This window comes from Blastomonas sp. CCH1-A6 (assembly GCF_001556365.1).
GTDB lineage: Bacteria > Pseudomonadota > Alphaproteobacteria > Sphingomonadales > Sphingomonadaceae > Blastomonas > Blastomonas ursincola.
This window is the reverse complement of the sequence record NZ_LSIS01000394.1, coordinates 16,106-33,428: the sequence shown is the minus strand read 5'-3', so window position 1 is coordinate 33,428 and position 17,323 is coordinate 16,106. Positions and strand designations below refer to the sequence as shown.

Here is a 17,323-nt window from a genome sequence, read left to right as displayed (position 1 = left end):
CCATGCAGCCCGGTGACCACACCCCAAATTACACCTCATTGACGGACGTGACCTGAATGGAAGACCGATACGCACTGGAACCGTGTGACGTTCTTCCGCCAGCTGGCAGAGCGCGCCGCTGATCTGGGCAAGGGCGACCTCGTTCACATCACCGGACGGGTCCGCCAGAACAGCTACGAGAGCAATGGCGAAACCCGCTACTCGGTGGACCTGATCGCTGAGGGGCTGGGCATCCTGACGAGGGGCGGGGCTGATTAAGCCCCCTCCCTTTCCCCATAAGACGGGCGGCCTAGCGGCCGCCCTTTTTTGTGGACAATGCCTCTCATAGACCCTAACGATAATAGGGTTTAATTTTGCGAGGCATTTGTGGCGGCCAAACTGTTCAATCGTGTAGCGAGCTTGCGCATCGCTGCCGGACTTACGCAATCCGAGCTGGCGGCGAGGATTCACGTCTCACCTGAAACAGTCGCCGCCATCGAGAACGGCAGGCAGGACGCCACTTTGATAACGGCGCTCCGAATGTCCCACGCACTGCGAACTCAAGTGCCGAACATCTTTAGGGAGCAGCCTTTCCCTAAGCTGATCGGCTCCGATCGAGGCGAGAGCCGCACAGCTTAGGAGGTCACTATGCGCCGTCAGATCGTCAGCAAACTCCGGCGTGCAGCAAGCGCGCTACGGACGGCTATGCTTTTGGCGTGGCTTATCCTGCTGATCGCAGCTGGCGCGCTCATGCTGATCGTGGCTCTTATTGTCGCCACGCTGGCCCACGCTGCCTTTGGCTGGTGGGGCGTGGCCGTGGTCGCAGCTTTCGTGCTGGCGGCTATCTTCGGCAAAGATCCACCGACCGAACCAACCAGCCCGCGTCGCAAGCGCAAGGGCCTTCACCTGAATGACGATCCGAACCCATGGTATATGCAGTCGCAGTATCGCTTCGGATCGGGAAATAGCGCCGCCCATAACCGCTGGCACAAGTAGCCCGTGGCGCAGCCATTGAAGGGATTCTCAATGCGAACAATCGTAGTGACTAATGAGCGCGGTGGCATCGGCAAGACCACGCTTACCTGTCATATCGCGTGGCATCTGGCCGAGCAGGGCAAGCGTGTCGTGGTCCTTGACCTGGACAAGCAATGCCACAGTGCCGGAATGCTGAAAGCCGAGTTCGAGCAGATCGGGCCGGTTCAGTCGATACTCGACTTCGCCCCCGTCGAGGAACCTCCGGCGCTGGCTTGCTTCAAGAACACGAGGCAAGTGGTCGAACTGACGACTGACGGCCCGCAGCAGGGCCAGCACATCGCCGCCTATGTTCGCGCCATTCGTGCCGGCCTTGCCAAGCACTACGACTATTGCGTGATCGACACGGCCCCGGCTTGGGATGGCCGCAACCTTATGGCGCTGATCGCATCCGATTATGTCGCGGTGCCTTTAGACCCCGACAAAACCGCACGGCAATCGCTCAACGAGATTTCGCAAAGCATCAGCCTTGCCAATAAGGTTCGGGGGGAGGGCAACGAAACCCGCTTCGGGATCGTGTTCAATCGTGTGCAGACGACGAGTGAAGTGTCTAAAATGCTCATGGAGCGGATCGGGCAGGCGCTACCCGCCAATGTTGTCCCGCATACCATCCCGCACCGCGAGCATATGCGCGAGGCGGCCCTTCTCGAAATTCCCGTGTGGCGACTTGCCAAGGATACGCGCCGCAGCGCGCCGGTCCTGCGCGAAGTCGTCTCCTACATTGTCGATCAAGCTGAGAGGGAAGCCGCATGAGCAAGGCAGCTGTCAAACCGGCGAAGAAGAGCTTTGCCGACTTCGATATGGACGCGATGGATTTTTCGGCCGTCCCCGCGAATACCGAGTTCAAGGCAGCTGGGCGGTTTCAGCGCCTTCCGCTCGCTGACATTGATCCAGACCCCGCGCAGGTTCGCCGGGAGTTCGACCAGGCCGAGATTGATGCACTGGCCGCGACCATCAAGGACCGCGGCTTGCTGCAACCCATCGTCGTCGCGCCAACATCGAACGGCCGCTACATCATCCGATACGGCGAGCGGCGCTACCGCGCGTGCCGCCAGCTTGGTTTCGACCAGATCGACACCGTTCTGGATCAGGCCGACGCCGAACGCGATATTGGCCTCGACCAGTTTCTTGAGAACGAACAACGCCAAGCCCTAAGTCTGGCCGAGCGCGTCAGTTTCATCGCGAGCCGCGTCAGTGACACGCTTTCGACAAAGGATCTAGCCGCGCGCATCGCCAAGCCGCATTCGGAAGTGAAGCGCCTCTACTCGCTGCGCACCTTGCCCGAGGACATTCTTGCCGCGTTGAAGAATTGTTCTCCGCGCGCCGCCGTCGCCATCAAACACGCGATCGAGCTGGACGAGGAGGCCACGCGCAATTTCGTGGTCACGAATGAAAATCCGACAGCCGCCGCCTGCGAGCAGTTTCTTGCCACGCTCCAAGGCGGTCCCGATGAAGAGAGCGCTCAGGCCGGCGCCGCTAAACCGAATGACGATTCAGCGCTGCCCCAAGAATCGCGCGCGCCGGTGGCAGCTGCCACCAGTGCAGCAGATGAGCGTCGGGAGCGGCCCGAACTGGATGCCGGCGACGACGAGCGGGAAGGGGAGGGCGCTGCGCTTGCCGAGCGTTCCGATCACAAGCCGCGCACCCCCCGTCAGCCGAAAGAGGCCAACGACGCACCGGCCATCATCATTCAGGGCCGTCGCGGGATTGTTCTCAGCGGCCAGGTCACGGTTCGGTTCGACGGCGAGGCTGCGCCCCAAACCTTCGACTTCTGATAGCTTTTACCGTCCACGTTCACTCAGCATTGAGGCGGCGTGGAATTTTGAAGCGGTGGCAGTTGCCACCGCTTTTTGTTTGTGGGGTAGGTATCTACTTTATGGCAGGATAAGCCTTGCGGCGGCTAATGTTAACCGATACGCTCAATCCTATCGGATCGCGCTTCACGGTTGGGAGATACCTACCCCACATGGAAAAGACGCTGGGCTTCAAGATCGAGGCGGCCAAGCTCGCAAAGATCGACGCGCTCGCGCAGACGAGGGGAGGGCGCGGCCCCTTCATGCGTCAGCTGGTTGACGCGGTGCTCAGGCAGTCCGGGGCGGCCATCGAGGCCGCGCCTGTTGCCGACCGCGAGGCCGCTGGCGAGCACCGCCTTTATCTTCGGCCCACCGAAACCGAACTGGCCGTGATCCGCCATCGCGCAAAGGAGCGCCGCATGACCCCGGCGACCTGGGCGATGGCTCTTGTGCGGCGACACATCGGCATTGCCGCGCCTGTCGATCGCGAGTTGCGCGAAGAGCTGTTGAATTGCCGTCAGGCGTTACAGCGCATTGGCCGCAACGTGAATCAGATCGCCCGAGCGGCGAACAAGATGGCGCTGGCGGACAATGCAGCGGAGATCGCCGGCGAGCTGCATAAGGTCAACGACCTGCGCGCGGCGATCGGCGCGGCCGTCGAAGGTATCGGTGCAGCCACGAAGGCCGATCTTGTCTATTGGGAGGTGCCCGGTGAGCGACTTTGACAGCAGCTTTGAGGCGGGCCAGCTCGCCGCGCTGTTCAAACCAAAGCTGACCAGCGACCCGAACAGGCGCGGCGCCGACATGTTGCTGCGCTCGCTTAGTTCGAGGCGAGCAGGCCAGGGCGGGAGCACCCGGGCGCGGCTTGCTCGCATTGTCAGCCGTGCTCCGGAGGTCATGGTCAAGGTTACGGGCAGGCCGAAGGGCAAGAACCACGCGGCTGCGCATTTCGACTATATCGGCCGAAAAGGCGATGTGCCGCTTGAAACGCGCGATGGCGACATTCTGACTGACAAGGAAGATCGGGCGGCGCTGGCGCGCGATTGGGGCGATCCTGTCTATTGGCGTGACAATTCTACCGTAGCCGCCGTGAGCATGGTTTTTTCGATGCCGGCAGGCACAGACCCCGACAAGGTTCTTTCAGCGGTGCGCGAAGTCGCGCGGAGCGAGATCGGGCATGAGTGGGATTACGTCCTGGCGCTGCATACGGACACACCACGGCCTCACGTGCATGTGACGGTTGCAGCGCGCGGTGACACGGGGAAACGCTTCAACCCGCGACCTCAAACGCTGCATCATTACCGGGAGCGCTTTGCCGAGGAATTGCGGGCGAGGGGGGTTACTGCCGAGGCAACGCCTCGCGCAGCGCGCGGTGTCGGCCGAGCTGGTCAAAGCATGGCCCTGAATCGGATGCGGCAGCGCTACATGGCCGGCACCGCACCTGCACCGTTTGCCAATCAGAAGATCACTGCGGCCGCGCGAGACCAGCTGGCGGGGCGGTCCACCGCTCCGGATTTCGTGGTGCGCGGGCGGCAGGCATGGACTGAGACGCAACACCGCTATCTAGCCGCCGCCAAGCGCCTTGAGGCAAGCAGCGATCCAGCTGACCGCCAGCTTGCCGACCAGGTGCGGCAATTTGTGGGGGCAGGGCGAACGCCTACAATTCATGAGCGATCGGTAGCCGCGATGGAGCGGAAGCGGCAGAGCGAACGATCTAGGAACCGCGATCGTTCGCGGGAAGGGCCAGGACGATAGTTACTGGCCGTGCTTGGTCCAGCCAACGCTGTTTGCGCGTTCCAAAGCGACCAAGGCGTCTGATACCGCCTTCTGCGCGACTAGAAGATAACCTTCGGCAATACTGGGCCATGTTAACTCATCGAACGGATTTGTGACGTTGCCGTTGAAATAATCGAGAGCTTCATGGGCGCGTGCAGCCGCCTCGATTACCTTGGCGGTTTGTTTCTTTGCCCTGTCAGATTTCTTCATCGTGCCTCATGAGGCCATAGCCCATCAAGAGATCGCAAGCGGTGGCAGCTGCCACCGCTCTACCTTCCGTCAGTTTTGAGCCCGCCACGATCTACGGACAGCTGGGGTATCATCGGATACTTTAAGGCTTCACGCTCCCGCGCCCGACCTTCATCTATCCCGTATGATGCGCCAATCATCAAACCTACGAAGAACACGGGGATCATGAGCAGGAGCATCGAGCCGAAGCGTGCTCTACGGCGAGAGCTTTGGATCGCGAGCGCATCACGTTGCAGCTTGAGGGCTGTTATGATCGTCTCGGTAGCAAGGGTGATTTCATGGGCGTCGTCGCCCACATTTGTAAGCAATTGCTCAACGTCCGTCAGAGGGCGTTCTACCTGTTTACCCACTTCGCTTAGATCAGACCAAGCGAGGTTTCTGGAATGAATCACGCGAAGCAAGGTTTCAATGTGACGATCGAGATCGGACACGCCTCTCGATGGCACCGGATCAGGCCGGGGAATGTTCATCGTGCGGTTTCCTGTTTCCAAAAAGCATGTGCCATGCACTTAGCGCGAGCGTGACGGCTTCCTTTCCTGCTGGCGCAGCGTCAAATCCTCGCGCGCTATGCGGGTAGCCTCGTTCTGGCGCTGTTGCTCGAAACGGGCAGCAGGGACCGGCGCGCCAACCTCAATACGCTTGGCGACAGTTTCCTTGGCCCGCTCTATGAAGCGATCCCTGTCTTCCTTTTGGGTGAACCGGGTTTTCGCTTCGATCGCTGCCGCCAGGACGTGCGATTGCGCGGCCTTGAATTGCGGGTTGGCCGCATTATCCCGATGCGAATTGCGCCGGAACTGTTCGGCCGCAGCACGAGATTCTGAGGGGTCTTGCTTTGCCATGCTCGCTCTCTTTGCCGGGTCTTGTGCTTCGCGGGCCTTATCTCGCGCCGCCAGCCTTTCTCCCTCAAGTTTAAGCTGTTCAGACGGCTTGAACCCTTTCACTTCGACCCCCGATCGCGCCGCTTCCAGATAGACCGCCTTCTTGAATTCGTCGCTTCCATGAACACGGATCGACTGCCAGCCATTGTGCTTCGCGATCGCGATAGCATCGCCAATGGCATAGTCCTTGTTGATGCGAATGCCGTCTTGGCCCTTGATCGACATATCGGGCTTGTCATCGCGGCCGCTACGGAAAAGATCATTCCCAACGCGCAGATATTTGCGTTCGAGCTGCGTGGGCAGAGCCAAGCGTGTGTCGTCAACTTGCTTGTCATCCTTTGGCGCTGCCTTCGATGGAACCTCAGCTTTCGCGGGCGCAGCACCGTCTTTGCTCTCCGCCCTGGCTCGCTCACCCTCATGGATATTGAGCGATTTATCGGCCGATGCGGTCGGAGCCGCTTCGCGCTTCGCTTGCCGGGGCCACGCATTAAGGTCGGCCCGCACTCTGCTTTCGTGTCCGCGCAATTCGTCGGCAGGCGCTCCGCGTTTCAGCGCCTTATTATACTCTTCGACAGCCGGCGTCAGATATTGCGCAACCGGCGTGGACCCATCATTGCGCCAATCCGTGGACGCCAGATAAGCGGTTTTTCCGCCTTTCTGCATCGTCAGCGCGTGGTCATATTGGTTTTCCAGCTTGGCAAATGCCTTCATGGCATCGGGGAATCTCGCAAAGGTTTCCTTGCTGTTCCCAGGGCCAAGAATTTCGTAGGAGCGCGGCGTCTTTGCTTGGCGTTCGCTGTTGTCATTATCGGCCATATTCTTCTCCTTCACTCAGAACTAGATCCCGGCGCTGACCTTCCCACTCCTCTTTCGTCGGGTCGGGACCAATAATGTCGTCGAAGTTGATTTCATCGAAAGCCATGCTGCCGTCCTTCACTGTCAGGTTCGGCATATCGCGATCGAGGGCGAGAACGTCTTCGGGAATGTCCTGCACCTGGTCATCGGCCAGTGCGGAATAATCATTGAAAGCCGCCAGCTCTTCATCGCTCAGATCATCGACGGCCGCGATCGGCGCGACCGGCTTGGGCAGCGCCGGCACTTCCGGCGCAGGCGTCAAGCGCGAGCGGAACACGGCATCCTTGAAGTAGCGGATTTTCTTCCCGCGAATGACGGGGATGCCGCCCCGGATGACGAGTATATCGTCTTCGGGCAGCTGCATCAGCTCTTGCGGGAGCATCAGCGCGCGGCGCTGTTCGGAGATCGTCTTGCTTCGATTGGCGAGCAATCCATGTATCGTCAGGGACCGGCTTTCCGCATCCTGACCAAGATAGCCGAGGCGTTCGGACAGTTCCTTTGCGACCCGCAGCTCCTTCGGCGTGAAAGCAATTTCGACCCCGCAGTTTGATACGATTTCGTCCGCGCCATGCTCACCATAGACATTCCGCAGCTGGGAGCGGGACTGGATGACGGGGAGCAGACGCAGCCCATAGCCGCGCACATAGGAGAACGCATTGGCAATGACCTGGGCGCGGCCGAGCCGCGCAAATTCGTCCAGAATGAGCAGCACGGATAGCTTTTCACCATCGTCGGGCAGTTGCCGCGTGTTGAGGTCGATCAGCTGTTGGAAAAACAGATTGTAGAGCGGCGCGACCCTATCGAGTTCATCCGGCGAGACACCGAGATAGATCGAGGTCGGGATGCGGCGAAGGTCCGTCAGGGAAAAGTCGCTTTCGGCCGTCGCGCGATCGACAATTGGATTGATCCAGAGATTGAGCTTGGAGGTGACGGTCTGGATAATGCCGGTGAATGTGTTGTCCGCGCTGGACGTAAAATCGCTCAGCGCGGCGCGGCACCCTTCCGATAGTGCACTATCGCCAGCTTCCTTGGTGAAGAATGCCTTCATCCCCGGCATCGTGATGGTCCGGTATATCTCGCCAAACGAGAAGGGACGTTCAGGCTTGGCCGCGATCCACGATGCAATGCCGACAAAGGCCGTGCGCGCTGATTCCGTCCAGAATGCCTCGCCCTTCTCCGGGGGCACGAAGAGCATCGTGGCGATCTTCTGCAATTCGACCAGGACCTCAATTGGATCGGCCCTGTTGATGTAGCTAAGCGGATTGTAGCGGGCTGTGCGGCCTTCTCTGTCCGTAGGGTTGAACAGCACAACCTTTTGGCCGCCCTTGCGGCGGAAACCCGCCGTGATTTCATAGTTCTCGCGCTTAATATCGAGCACGACAACCGAATCCGGCCATTGCAACAGATTGGGGATGACGATGCCAACGCCCTTGCCCGATCCGGTAGGCGCTTCGAGCAATACATGCTCCATCTTGCCCACCATAAGGAAGCGGTTGCGGACGCGGCCGAGCACAATGCCCTTTTTCGCGCGAAGGCCCGCCTTGCGGATTTCGCCTTCGCGCGCGAAGCGGGCTTCACCGTGAAGGTTCCTTTTCGGCCGCAGGACGATCGCCATAAGCAACACCGGCAGCGGCACGCCTATGACCGCGCCTCGCCAGAGCGCTTCGGTCACGACAGGATCATGGCGGTAATACCAGAAGAAGCCGGGGAGCCTGAGCGGATCATAAGCCGCGGCGGGCATCTTGAGAAAGAACCACGCCACCGTCCCGGTCAGCAGGCCGATCAGCAGCAGTGTGATCGGAAGGAGGACAAGGGCCAGCGCGAGCCTGTTAGAGCCTGTTTTCTGGATCAAAATATATCTCCGTCACGCGAAAGCGGCCTTCGACCTTCTTGGTTTGCACGACCACATCCACCAGCAGCTTGAGCAGGCTGCGAATGTCGTCACGGGCCAGATCGGCGCCGCCCTCGCTTTCCTTGACCAGCAATGTCAGCTGTTCGAACGCGAGTTCGGCCGAGTCCGCATGGATCGTCGTGATCGAGCCGGGATGGCCTGAGTTGACGTTGCGGAGATAGAAGAACGCGGTGCCGTCGCGCAGCTCCTGCAACAGTATCCGGTCAGGCCGCATACGCAGGGCCGATTCCAGAAGATCCTTTGCAGAGATTTTCGCGGTGCCCTGCTTGTCCTTCGCGTAGAGCATGTGGACCACGTTGCGATGCGGAACGACCAATTCGCGCGTGTCTTCGATCGTCAGCAGCCGCTCATGCGGCGGAATAAGCTGGATCAGCCCTTTAGAGAGCGTCGTCTTTCCCGAGCCGGTAGCGCCCGAAATCAGGATATTTTTGCGGCCCTGAACTGCCTTTTGGAAAAATTCGACATGTTTTCCTGCATCGAGCAGATCGCGCAATTCAACATCGAGCGGTGAGACTTGCCGGGTTGCGATCTTTGTCTCGCTAAACAGCCCACCGCGCTCGAAGTCCTCCATCGTCAACGTCACCGATGACGGTTTGCGGATGGTGATGGACACCGTGCCGGCAGGGACAGCAGGCGGCACAACCAGCTGCACACGCTCACCGCTGGGGAGGATTGTGGAGCAGATTGGTGTGGACTGGCTTATGTCCTGATGCGTGAAAGCCGCCGCTGCCCGCGCGAGCGCGAGCAGCGACTTTTCGTTGAAGTCAGGCAATGTCTCCCAGGACCACCCATCGCGCGTTTCAATCGCCGCCTCGCCAGCCTTGTTAATCACCAGTTCCGTTACGTCCTCACGCGCGAGCAGAGGGCGCAGCGGCAGCAAGGCGTTTTCGAGGACAGCCGTATTGCTCATTGGCCGCGCCGAAGCCGAAGGCCGTAGATGTTGGAGAAGTCGAAGTCGCGCGCGACCATGATCCCCACTTCCGCGCCCTGATTGATGCGAAGCACCGGCTGAATCTGCATCGTGTCCCGCAAAATCGTGTCCGATGCTTGGCTGGGAACCCGTGTGACATTATCCGCGTCGGAGACTTCCGAGGCGGCGATCGAGGCGGCATCGTTGAGCGAGCTGAACAACAGCGCGGCCCCGAAGCGTTCCCAAAAGAAGTTCTTCACGCCGCCTGCCATACCTGAACGGCCAAGCGCATCGCTGGCGGGCGAACCTACGTCGATCGCCACGCCGCGAGGCGTGACCGCGCGGTTCCATACCGCAAAGAGACGATATTTGCCGCGCTGGACGCCGGTTTGATATTCGCCCAAGACGCGCGTTCCCTTTTCCAGCAGGACGACGCGGCCGTTGTCCGAATAAATGTCGCGGGGAATGATGCAGCTGACATATCCGGGCTGACTGGAATCCATTGCGGTTTGCAGCACGCACGGAATGAACGACCCCGCAAGGATCAGCATATCGCGGTTGCCAATGTCGCGGCCTGACACCCGATCGATTTGCGAGGTCTGGCGCATGTTTTCGAGATTGGTCCGGCGCGATCCACCTTGCCCATCCCCATCGGCCGACGCACCAATTAACTGCGCGCCCTGTCCTCCTGCGCCGCCGCCCATGGGCAGGCCGGTGGCAGCTGCCACCGCTCCACCGACCCCGCCGCCGTTTTCGCCGCCATAGGCCATGATCCCGGCGCGGCGTTGGGCCTCAGCGATGACTTGTCCCTCAGACTTTTGGGGGCGGCCATTCGCGCCGCCCGTGCGGGGCGCTTGGCTTCCATCAAGCGCCGGCACTTCCGTCATGGGCACCGGGGCGTTCGGATCATTCGGCGCATCGGCAAGCGTTGGGGCTATGATTGACTTCGGATCGTAGTTGGCGAGTTGCCTTTCATCCGGCTTTTCCGCTTTCTCGGCCTTTTCGGTTGGATCGCTCCGCATCGCGTCGATGGTGCTAAAACCGAGCACGATCGCGCCGCAGGCAACCGCAGCGAGAACGACCGCCTTTTTGGGGTCGATCGACCTGTTCGGCAGGGCGGCAATCTTCGCCTGGCGCTCGCTTTGCCGCTCAATGTCTTCCGGATCGGGCACCGGCTCCGACGCAAGGGGCCGGTTCTCGACCGTCTCGCCCTGCGAAATGATGTTGTCGCCATGCGGCGCATTGTCATGATCGTTCGCAGCCATCTTACTCAACCCCTGTGGTTCGCTCGACCAGCCCCGAGGCCGTGTCAGTTTTGGGATCGCGCCCGTAATAGTCAGTCTTCTGATTGTGGATGCAGAGCACTTCGAGGCCCCGGCGCAGTCGGATTGTCCCGTAAACCCCGTGCAGCACCACATATTCATCGCGCACATCGAAGGAGGCGATGGCTTCCGATCCATCAGGATTGACGATGAAGAACGCCGGCAACTCACGCTGGTTGGGAAAGCGCATTACCGTGAACTGTCCGTTGTCAGACACTTCGGAGGGCTGGATGGCGGTCGATCCTTGCATGATGTAGTCGGCGTTGCGCGTGCCTTCCAGCACGCCAATATCGAGCGCGGACTTCACCGCGCCGCGTTCCAAGGCTTTCAGCTGGGCCAGCTGGGCCATTGCGGCTTGCGCCTGCGCTTCGGCCGCTTCCTGTTCAGGATAGCGGAAAACGACCGTATAGAAGCCGCTGCCCCGCTGCGTTGGCGACAGAGCGAACCGATAGCTGCGCGGGCCATAGCGCGAACGTGTAATGACTGTCAGGTTCGTGCGACCCGCTCGCTCGCGTGGTTTGATGAAGAGCGAATTGGCAGCCGGTGCGACTTCCCAGGACACGGTATCACCCAGCGCCACATGCTCGACCACTTCATCCTTGGCGAAGACGATTTCCGTGGCGATGCGGAACACGCCCGGAATCTCATAGACTTGCCGATCATTGTAGTTCGCTTCACGAACCCGGTGATCGAGCACAGTCGCATGGGGCGTTTCTTCGGCCATCGCCGGCGACGCAGCCAGCGCGATCGCGAGCGCAAACGGGGCGCTCCACTTCAACACGGTCATTGGGGCACCTCCACGTCAGCGCGATAGCTCTCGACCTGATAGCCAAGCGGATTCTTGAAGCGGTCCACTTCCTTGCTCGGCGTGCCATCGACCTTGTATTTGATGGTCGCGACGGCATCGGTTTTGGTCGAGTTCGAGCCGGTCACAGATTCCTTGGTAAAATAGACCTGCGCGACGTTGCCGCCCAGGAACGACACCCGCTTGATCTCGACAAAAACATCAGTGCGGTTCGCAAGGATGTTTTGCGGGCTTTGGGGATTGTCGGTCTTGTAGAAGCGTGACCACCGATCCTGTTCGGGCCGCGCCGACATGACCATGACCGCATCGAAATATTCTTCGCGAGCGGCCGCTATCCAGCCTTCGCGATAGCGGACATAGGTAGCGAGGAAATACTTACGGACCGCCTCGTCATAGGTGATCGTCGCGTCACCGTGGAGCTTGGCGGCGATCGACGCCTCGCCCGTGTTACGGTCCACCGTGATAACATATGGCTCGACCGTTTTCAGAGGCGTCAGGGCTGCAACGGCCACAACGCCAGCAGTCGCCAGCGCGCCAGCAACGCCAGCGACGGCCCACGCCAGCTTTTTGGAGCGCTCGGCCGCCGCAAGCTTGTCACGTTCCCAGCTTGCAGCCTCTTCAAAATAGGCTTTCAGCTCGTCCTTTGGAATACCAACTGCCATCGTAACACCTCAGCAATTCGAGTAGATCGGGCCGCGCAGCGAGGCGCTTAGACGCGGCACTTCGACCGCCCGCGATGCGTCCGACTGTTCATTGCCCGGAGTGGATGGGTCTGCCGGGGCCGCGTCCGGCGTTGCCGGTGCACCCTGATTGAACACGTCCACATTTGCCGGCGCGGTTCGCTGTGCGGCCTGATCCGGGATTGAGGGGAGGGTAAGCCCATGCGGATTGGCAGGCCGCATCGGCCCCTCACATTTGGCTGGCTTTTTTACGGGCTGACCTGCGCAGGCCGCCAGCGCCAGGCAGATTCCGAGTCCAAGCAACTTGCGCATATTCGTTCCCTCAAGCTCTGGTGATTGTGTTTCGGTTGCGCCAACGGCGAACCGCCGACGAGAAGCCCCGTCCCATGCTGGCTCCCATGGCGCGGGCATCGCTGGCCGCGTGGCCTGCGCCCGTTGCCATCGCGCCGCCACCCTTCGTCACCGCGTTGCCGAACTGCGTCACCATTGCAGCCGCGCCGCCACCCAGCGAGGCAGCAATTCCGGGGATTTGGATGAAGAAAAAGCAGGCGAGAATGTAGAACGCGATGATCCGGATACAGGTGCTCCAGATGTTGTCAAAATCGCCATCGAATGTTGCTGTTGCGGATTCAGCGACATTGGCCACAACCAGCACAAGAAGCATCGCAAATAGCGACAACATCAGAAAATTGAGGACGCTGCCGAGCCACGAGAAGAAATAGCTTCTGGTGGAATCGAACAGCAGCGCTGCTACGAAGATCGGCCCGACCACCGCCAGACATGCAAGCGCAAAGAGCGCGTAGAGCACGATTACGAAGCCAACGGCCAGGGCGAACAGGGCCGCGATCGCTGTCAAAAGAATGATGATAGTGGCACCGATACACAGCATAATTGCGGCGGCAGCGCCGGGAATATCAGTCAGTGAGGCGTGTTCCTCTGCGTATTTCTCGGTCGCATCCTGCATCGCGAGCAGTGCATCATCGACCCGCGCCCACATCCCATCGAAAGACCCGCCAACGCCTTCCGGTGAGCCGCCTACGATCGAGGCAAACTCATGCGGTAGGCCGGTCACGATCATTTGTGCGAGCGATGCTCCATAGAGGTTTGTCACAGCATAATAGAGCGCGGCCAGCATCAGCGAGCGATAGACATATTCGCGGAAGGGGTATTGCACCGCCCCGCGCATGATCGCGTAGCCTAGCAAGATTATGTAAATGATCATGCCAGTGCGGAGCGGTCCAGCGATCCACCCAACAAACCCAGCATAGTTGGATACAACTACCGAATTGAGTTCGTTGGTGAAGCCCTGATAGGCATTCGTAAAGAGATCGTATTCCACCAGCCCGCTCCGATTAGGTGTAATTCAAGCTGTTTTTTCAGCCTTACATTCCAGCTGCCGCGCGCGCTCGCGCACGCTGCTCATCGCGTTTGCGCGACCTTTCAATGGAGGCGATTTTGTTCTTGATGCCTCCGCAATTGCGCGCCACTGGCATGGGGAGGTCCGACTGTTTGAGTTCGCTGTTCACGATCTTGTCGCACTCAGCGACGATCACCGGAATCTGATCCTCATGAGTTTTGAGCCAATCAACATCATGATAGGTCATCAGAATCTCGGGAAATGTGGGCGCGCGTTCGCAGCCGGCGAGAAAGCCGGCTGCGCTGATCGCAAGAAGGACCATCTTCTTCATGTCAGATTCCAGCTGCCGCGCGCGCTCGCGCACGCTGCTCATCGCGTTTGCGCGACCTGTCCGCAAAAGCTTCGGCCGTGTGCGCCGCGGCCTCTGCTCTGCGCGCTCGCTCCAACGCTTCGACGCGGAGTTGATCGTTCATCATCGACGCGCTTTCGAGCTGGATGCGGGCTTGAAGGTCCGCAACTTCCTTTGCGGTCGATGCGGTCGCAAGTCGATTGCGCAGCTCTTCCAGACCTTCGCCGCGCGATGTGGCCGCTTCGCCCATGCCTTCGGCCATGGCCTTGTCCATCGCGATCGAGCGAGCTGTCTGGTAGCGAACATCGGTTTGATCGCCATTCGCGGACACGCCGAGACGTTCGAGCATGTCCTGATAGATCGCATCGGAACGGCCGCCGTAGCCGCCGCCGCCGCTGAAATCGCCGCGCGCCATGCGTTCGAGGGAGTTCACATCGACGCCGAGCGTGCGAAGCGAATCCGTCTTGAGCTGGTTGGCGATCGAGGAAACATCGGTCAGCTGGTTCAGCCCTTGGTAGAGCTGCTGCGCTTCCGCAATCTGCTGGCGACCTTGCTCAATCATCTGCATGGTCTTCTGGATTTGTTCGATATGCTTGAGCACGGACGTGCTATCGAACACAGGGATACCCTGCGCACTGGCTGGCGTCGCGGCCGCAAGGCTCCCGATCGACACAGCCGCCAAGAAAAGCTGCTTCATAGTCTCACTCCTTTCAGCTTGGGCGCCGGCGCCGGTGAAATTCCGGCAACCAGAGCTTCGGATCATTGCCCAGTTCGGCAATCACTTCGCGGGCCACGCCCGTTGTCTCAGCGCGCCCCGACAGCACGGCGAGTTCATCGTCCATGCCAATGAGATCCAGGCCGACCACAACGGAGTCATGGCCCTGCTTCACGAGGAATTTGCGGCTTTCCGGCGACAGCTCTTCGCGCACCAGCTTAAATTCCGCCTCCGAGAGCGAGAAGCCTTCGATGTAATCCCGGCGCTGGCCGAACGGATTGGGCAGGAAGATTTTCGTCGCGACCTGCTCCAAGATCGAATGGCTGATCGTGGACCGCAGCGCGTCTGCAGGCGACTGCGTTGCAAAGACGAGGAACGCGTTGCGCTTGCGGTATGTCTTGAGGCCATCCTGCGCAAATGCTGTGAACGCCGGATCGGCCAGCGCCTTCCAAAATTCGTCAATCGCAATCACCATGCGCTCGCCTGTCAGGAGCGCGTCTATCCGCTCGAACAAGTAGAGCATGACCGGCGTGCGGATTTCCGCGTTTTCGAGGAAGTCGGTCATATCGAAGCCCACGAAACGGGCTTCGAGCGACATGGAATCTTCCTCATTATCGAAAACCCAGCCAAGGTTCCCCTCGGAGGTCCACTTGACCAGGCGCGCGCCGACGCCGCCCGAGTCCGACATACCGAGCATGGTCCGCAGCGCCGACAGCGAGCGTTGCTCGCGCGGCAGCTTCATCACGGCTTCAATGCCATCGTCGATCAGGTGCGATTCCTGCACCGTGATCGGCGCACCCTCTTGCTTCACCAGCTGGCGGATGAAGCGACCGAGGAACGCGCGATGAGAAGCCGTATTGTCGAGTGCCTTGAGCGGAGCGAACCCCGTAGGCTCCCCGTTGCGCAGCGCGAGATAGGTGCCGCCACTGGCGCGGACAAAAATCTCCGCGCCCTGATCCTTGTCGATGAAGATATGGCGCGCGTTGAACTTTTCGAGCTGCGCCATCAGGAAATTGACCAGCACCGTCTTGCCGCCGCCCGATGGACCAATGACCATCGAATGGCCCAGGTCCGCCGAATGGAAATTGAAGTAATATGGGCTGCGCGCGCTTGTCTTGAGCAGCGCGACCGCAGGCCCCCAATGATTGCCGTCCTCGTGCCCTGCCGGGAACGTATGGAAGGGCGAGAACGCAGAGAAGTTATAGGACGTGATCGGTGCGGGGCGCGCCCTCCACGCGAAATTGCCGACCAGCTGCGACCAATAGGCAGCTTCCAGCGCCGCGCTTTCGCGGGCGGCGACCATGCCCGTATCGGCCAGCGCAGCGCGCGCGATCGACATATTATCGCGCAGCTTTTTCAAATCTTCCGCGAACACCGTCAGCGTGAAATGATGGTCCCCCAGCACAAAGCGGTTCGATTGCAAATCGTCCGCCGCGTCGATCAACTCATCCATCTGACTGATCGCCTTGTCACCGGCGTTCGCCATTTGGGTCTGGCGAAGCCGGAACCGTTCTGTTGCCGCTGTGCGCGACAGGAACGTGAACGACTGCGTTATGGCGAGGCTGAAATCGACCGAGAGCAGCGATTCAAACTGGCGCGGCGTTGTCGATGACGGATACTCGCGAATGCCGAAAATGCCGCCGAACATCGAATGATCGGCGTCGCGGACCTCAAATGTCTCAGCGCCGATAATGGCGCGGCTCGCATAGAGCGCCGATCCGAGGCGACCACGAACCAGAGGACAGCGCCGATAGCGCCCGGTCATCACCTGGTTCAGTATTTCCAGCGGTTCGGAGAACAGGAGGCCCCGGTGCTCATAGATGCCGACACGGCGCGGACGAACGCGCAGCAGCAGCTTTTCCAGATCGCGCACCTTGTCTTCCAGCAGCTCTAGAGCTTCCGCGATATTGGCGTTCTTGTCCTCCTGCTTCTTGCGCAGGAAATCCATCAGCTTGTCGGTCGCGTTTGCTGTTGGGCGGATCACGACCGTCATGAAGAAGCGGTTGCGGAACATCCGTTCAGCCGTCATCCGCTCATAATATTTTTGATCGAGCTTCGCGGCGAAATGGGAGCGGAACGTGCCGCCCGGATAGTCGCGCACACGCATCCGCAACATGTGCGTCCAGATCGAAAGCCGCTCGTCATGGATATTGCGCCAGACCCCGTTGAGGCGCGTGTGCCAATCGTTCAGATCGCGCACGTCCGAAGTCTCGAAAGGACGGCCATCCAGTTCGAGCATGAGCATAAGATCGCCATTATCGAGGGCGACCACATGCTCATTGACATGCCGCGAATACGGCAAGAATTTCTCTGGCATTTCCTCCCGCTTGGCCTTGTCAAAAGGCACCTTCTCCGCGAGCGCGCTCTTACCGAACACCACGACCAAATCCCTTTCGCTTGATTCCGTAGAGCGGTAGCGGCGTGTAGCTCGACCCACCCCAAAAGACGCGGTTCCGGTTCGCCGCTTTGGTCCGGCCCCAAAGGAAGATCAGCCGGAATGCGTTCACGTCATGCCGCACGATGAGCCGCGCCATCGCATAAAGCGCGACGGCGGCCGCGCCGCCGTAGAGAGGATTGCCCGAACCAACCAACGTGATTGCGCCCGCCATGATGATGAGCGCGCCCGCCTCAATGGGAACACCCGCCCACAAAGCGGGGCGGGTGACGGCCAAGAACAGCGGGTCTTTTGTCATTTCTTCCTGACCGTCCAT

19 protein-coding genes and 1 pseudogene are annotated in these 17,323 nt (G+C 60.2%); 7 read left to right on the top strand and 13 right to left on the bottom strand.

Annotated elements, in window-relative coordinates:
- Positions 1-66: 66 nt before the first annotated feature.
- The 7 genes and pseudogenes from AX735_RS18035 to AX735_RS18005 form a co-directional block, all read left to right on the top strand.
- Positions 67-258 (top strand): annotated as a pseudogene (locus AX735_RS18035) (single-stranded DNA-binding protein); the annotation flags it as partial.
- A 108-nt stretch (positions 259-366) separates the two neighbouring features.
- On the top strand, positions 367-618 hold the full coding sequence (locus AX735_RS18030; RefSeq protein ID WP_059153604.1) for a helix-turn-helix transcriptional regulator: 252 nt from the start codon (positions 367-369) through the stop codon (positions 616-618).
- Positions 619-627: 9 nt separating this feature from the next.
- The gene (locus AX735_RS18025; protein WP_228168057.1) at positions 628-975 is read left to right on the top strand and encodes a hypothetical protein; all 348 of its coding nucleotides are present in this window, start codon (positions 628-630) and stop codon (positions 973-975) included.
- A 30-nt stretch (positions 976-1,005) separates the two neighbouring features.
- Positions 1,006-1,764: a ParA family protein gene (locus AX735_RS18020; protein ID WP_197524567.1), complete on the top strand. Its 759-nt coding sequence runs from the start codon at positions 1,006-1,008 to the stop codon at positions 1,762-1,764.
- Positions 1,761-2,786, top strand: a complete 1,026-nt coding sequence (locus tag AX735_RS18015) for a ParB/RepB/Spo0J family partition protein (RefSeq protein WP_059153603.1) — start codon at positions 1,761-1,763, stop codon at positions 2,784-2,786. Before AX735_RS18020 ends, AX735_RS18015 begins: the two co-directional genes overlap by 4 nt.
- Before the next feature lie 191 nt (positions 2,787-2,977).
- On the top strand, positions 2,978-3,529 hold the full coding sequence (gene mobC, locus AX735_RS18010) for a plasmid mobilization relaxosome protein MobC (protein ID WP_021245545.1): 552 nt from the start codon (positions 2,978-2,980) through the stop codon (positions 3,527-3,529).
- Positions 3,516-4,559: a relaxase/mobilization nuclease domain-containing protein gene (locus AX735_RS18005; protein WP_021245546.1), complete on the top strand. Its 1,044-nt coding sequence runs from the start codon at positions 3,516-3,518 to the stop codon at positions 4,557-4,559. Before mobC ends, AX735_RS18005 begins: the two co-directional genes overlap by 14 nt.
- Here AX735_RS18005 and AX735_RS18000 read toward each other — a convergent pair whose 3' ends face one another.
- The 13 genes from AX735_RS18000 to AX735_RS17940 form a co-directional block, all read right to left on the bottom strand.
- Positions 4,560-4,790, bottom strand: a complete 231-nt coding sequence (locus AX735_RS18000; RefSeq protein WP_020819802.1) for a hypothetical protein — start codon at positions 4,788-4,790, stop codon at positions 4,560-4,562. It abuts the gene before it with no gap.
- A gap of 59 nt (positions 4,791-4,849) precedes the next feature.
- Entirely contained in the window at positions 4,850-5,299 is a 450-nt protein-coding gene (locus tag AX735_RS17995) for a hypothetical protein (RefSeq protein WP_021245547.1), read from the bottom strand.
- 39 nt (positions 5,300-5,338) lie between these two features.
- Positions 5,339-6,523: an LPD7 domain-containing protein gene (locus AX735_RS17990; protein ID WP_020819804.1), complete on the bottom strand. Its 1,185-nt coding sequence runs from the start codon at positions 6,521-6,523 to the stop codon at positions 5,339-5,341.
- On the bottom strand, positions 6,513-8,414 hold the full coding sequence (locus tag AX735_RS17985) for a type IV secretory system conjugative DNA transfer family protein (RefSeq protein ID WP_059153602.1): 1,902 nt from the start codon (positions 8,412-8,414) through the stop codon (positions 6,513-6,515). The genes AX735_RS17990 and AX735_RS17985 overlap by 11 nt, the downstream gene beginning before the upstream one ends.
- Positions 8,392-9,384: a P-type DNA transfer ATPase VirB11 gene (gene virB11 / locus AX735_RS17980; RefSeq protein WP_066282970.1), complete on the bottom strand. Its 993-nt coding sequence runs from the start codon at positions 9,382-9,384 to the stop codon at positions 8,392-8,394. Before virB11 ends, AX735_RS17985 begins: the two co-directional genes overlap by 23 nt.
- A complete protein-coding gene (virB10, locus tag AX735_RS17975; RefSeq protein ID WP_059153601.1) occupies positions 9,381-10,649 on the bottom strand; it encodes a type IV secretion system protein VirB10 in 1,269 nt (422 codons plus the stop codon). Before virB10 ends, virB11 begins: the two co-directional genes overlap by 4 nt.
- A gap of 1 nt (position 10,650) precedes the next feature.
- The gene (locus tag AX735_RS17970; protein ID WP_059153600.1) at positions 10,651-11,493 is read right to left on the bottom strand and encodes a TrbG/VirB9 family P-type conjugative transfer protein; all 843 of its coding nucleotides are present in this window, start codon (positions 11,491-11,493) and stop codon (positions 10,651-10,653) included.
- Positions 11,490-12,173 carry a virB8 family protein gene (locus tag AX735_RS17965; RefSeq protein WP_059153599.1) on the bottom strand — a complete coding sequence of 228 codons (684 nt, stop codon included), beginning with the start codon at positions 12,171-12,173 and terminating at the stop codon, positions 11,490-11,492. The genes AX735_RS17970 and AX735_RS17965 overlap by 4 nt, the downstream gene beginning before the upstream one ends.
- Before the next feature lie 340 nt (positions 12,174-12,513).
- On the bottom strand, positions 12,514-13,530 hold the full coding sequence (locus AX735_RS17960) for a type IV secretion system protein (RefSeq protein WP_059153598.1): 1,017 nt from the start codon (positions 13,528-13,530) through the stop codon (positions 12,514-12,516).
- A 43-nt stretch (positions 13,531-13,573) separates the two neighbouring features.
- Complete coding sequence (locus AX735_RS17955; protein WP_059153597.1) at positions 13,574-13,879, bottom strand: hypothetical protein; 306 nt, start codon at positions 13,877-13,879, stop codon at positions 13,574-13,576.
- A 1-nt stretch (position 13,880) separates the two neighbouring features.
- Positions 13,881-14,594 carry a type IV secretion system protein gene (locus tag AX735_RS17950; RefSeq protein WP_059153596.1) on the bottom strand — a complete coding sequence of 238 codons (714 nt, stop codon included), beginning with the start codon at positions 14,592-14,594 and terminating at the stop codon, positions 13,881-13,883.
- A 13-nt stretch (positions 14,595-14,607) separates the two neighbouring features.
- The gene (locus AX735_RS17945) at positions 14,608-16,992 is read right to left on the bottom strand and encodes a VirB4 family type IV secretion/conjugal transfer ATPase (RefSeq protein ID WP_006949654.1); all 2,385 of its coding nucleotides are present in this window, start codon (positions 16,990-16,992) and stop codon (positions 14,608-14,610) included.
- The gene (locus AX735_RS17940) at positions 16,979-17,323 is read right to left on the bottom strand and encodes a type IV secretion system protein VirB3 (protein WP_006949650.1); all 345 of its coding nucleotides are present in this window, start codon (positions 17,321-17,323) and stop codon (positions 16,979-16,981) included. Before AX735_RS17940 ends, AX735_RS17945 begins: the two co-directional genes overlap by 14 nt.

What these genes read in the sequence shown, in the direction of transcription:
- AX735_RS18025 (WP_228168057.1), top strand. Translation starts at nt 628, where the DNA reads ATGCGCCGTCAGATCGTCAGCAAACTCCGGCGTGCAGCAAGCGCGCTA.
- AX735_RS18020 (WP_197524567.1), top strand. Translation starts at nt 1,006, where the DNA reads ATGCGAACAATCGTAGTGACTAATGAGCGCGGTGGCATCGGCAAGACC.
- AX735_RS18015 (WP_059153603.1), top strand. Translation starts at nt 1,761, where the DNA reads ATGAGCAAGGCAGCTGTCAAACCGGCGAAGAAGAGCTTTGCCGACTTC.
- mobC (WP_021245545.1), top strand. Translation starts at nt 2,978, where the DNA reads ATGGAAAAGACGCTGGGCTTCAAGATCGAGGCGGCCAAGCTCGCAAAG.
- AX735_RS18000 (WP_020819802.1), bottom strand. Translation starts at nt 4,790, where the DNA reads ATGAAGAAATCTGACAGGGCAAAGAAACAAACCGCCAAGGTAATCGAG.
- AX735_RS17995 (WP_021245547.1), bottom strand. Translation starts at nt 5,299, where the DNA reads ATGAACATTCCCCGGCCTGATCCGGTGCCATCGAGAGGCGTGTCCGAT.
- AX735_RS17990 (WP_020819804.1), bottom strand. Translation starts at nt 6,523, where the DNA reads ATGGCCGATAATGACAACAGCGAACGCCAAGCAAAGACGCCGCGCTCC.
- virB11 (WP_066282970.1), bottom strand. Translation starts at nt 9,384, where the DNA reads ATGAGCAATACGGCTGTCCTCGAAAACGCCTTGCTGCCGCTGCGCCCT.
- virB10 (WP_059153601.1), bottom strand. Translation starts at nt 10,649, where the DNA reads ATGGCTGCGAACGATCATGACAATGCGCCGCATGGCGACAACATCATT.
- AX735_RS17970 (WP_059153600.1), bottom strand. Translation starts at nt 11,493, where the DNA reads ATGACCGTGTTGAAGTGGAGCGCCCCGTTTGCGCTCGCGATCGCGCTG.
- AX735_RS17965 (WP_059153599.1), bottom strand. Translation starts at nt 12,173, where the DNA reads ATGGCAGTTGGTATTCCAAAGGACGAGCTGAAAGCCTATTTTGAAGAG.
- AX735_RS17955 (WP_059153597.1), bottom strand. Translation starts at nt 13,879, where the DNA reads ATGAAGAAGATGGTCCTTCTTGCGATCAGCGCAGCCGGCTTTCTCGCC.
- AX735_RS17950 (WP_059153596.1), bottom strand. Translation starts at nt 14,594, where the DNA reads ATGAAGCAGCTTTTCTTGGCGGCTGTGTCGATCGGGAGCCTTGCGGCC.
- AX735_RS17940 (WP_006949650.1), bottom strand. Translation starts at nt 17,323, where the DNA reads ATGGACGGTCAGGAAGAAATGACAAAAGACCCGCTGTTCTTGGCCGTC.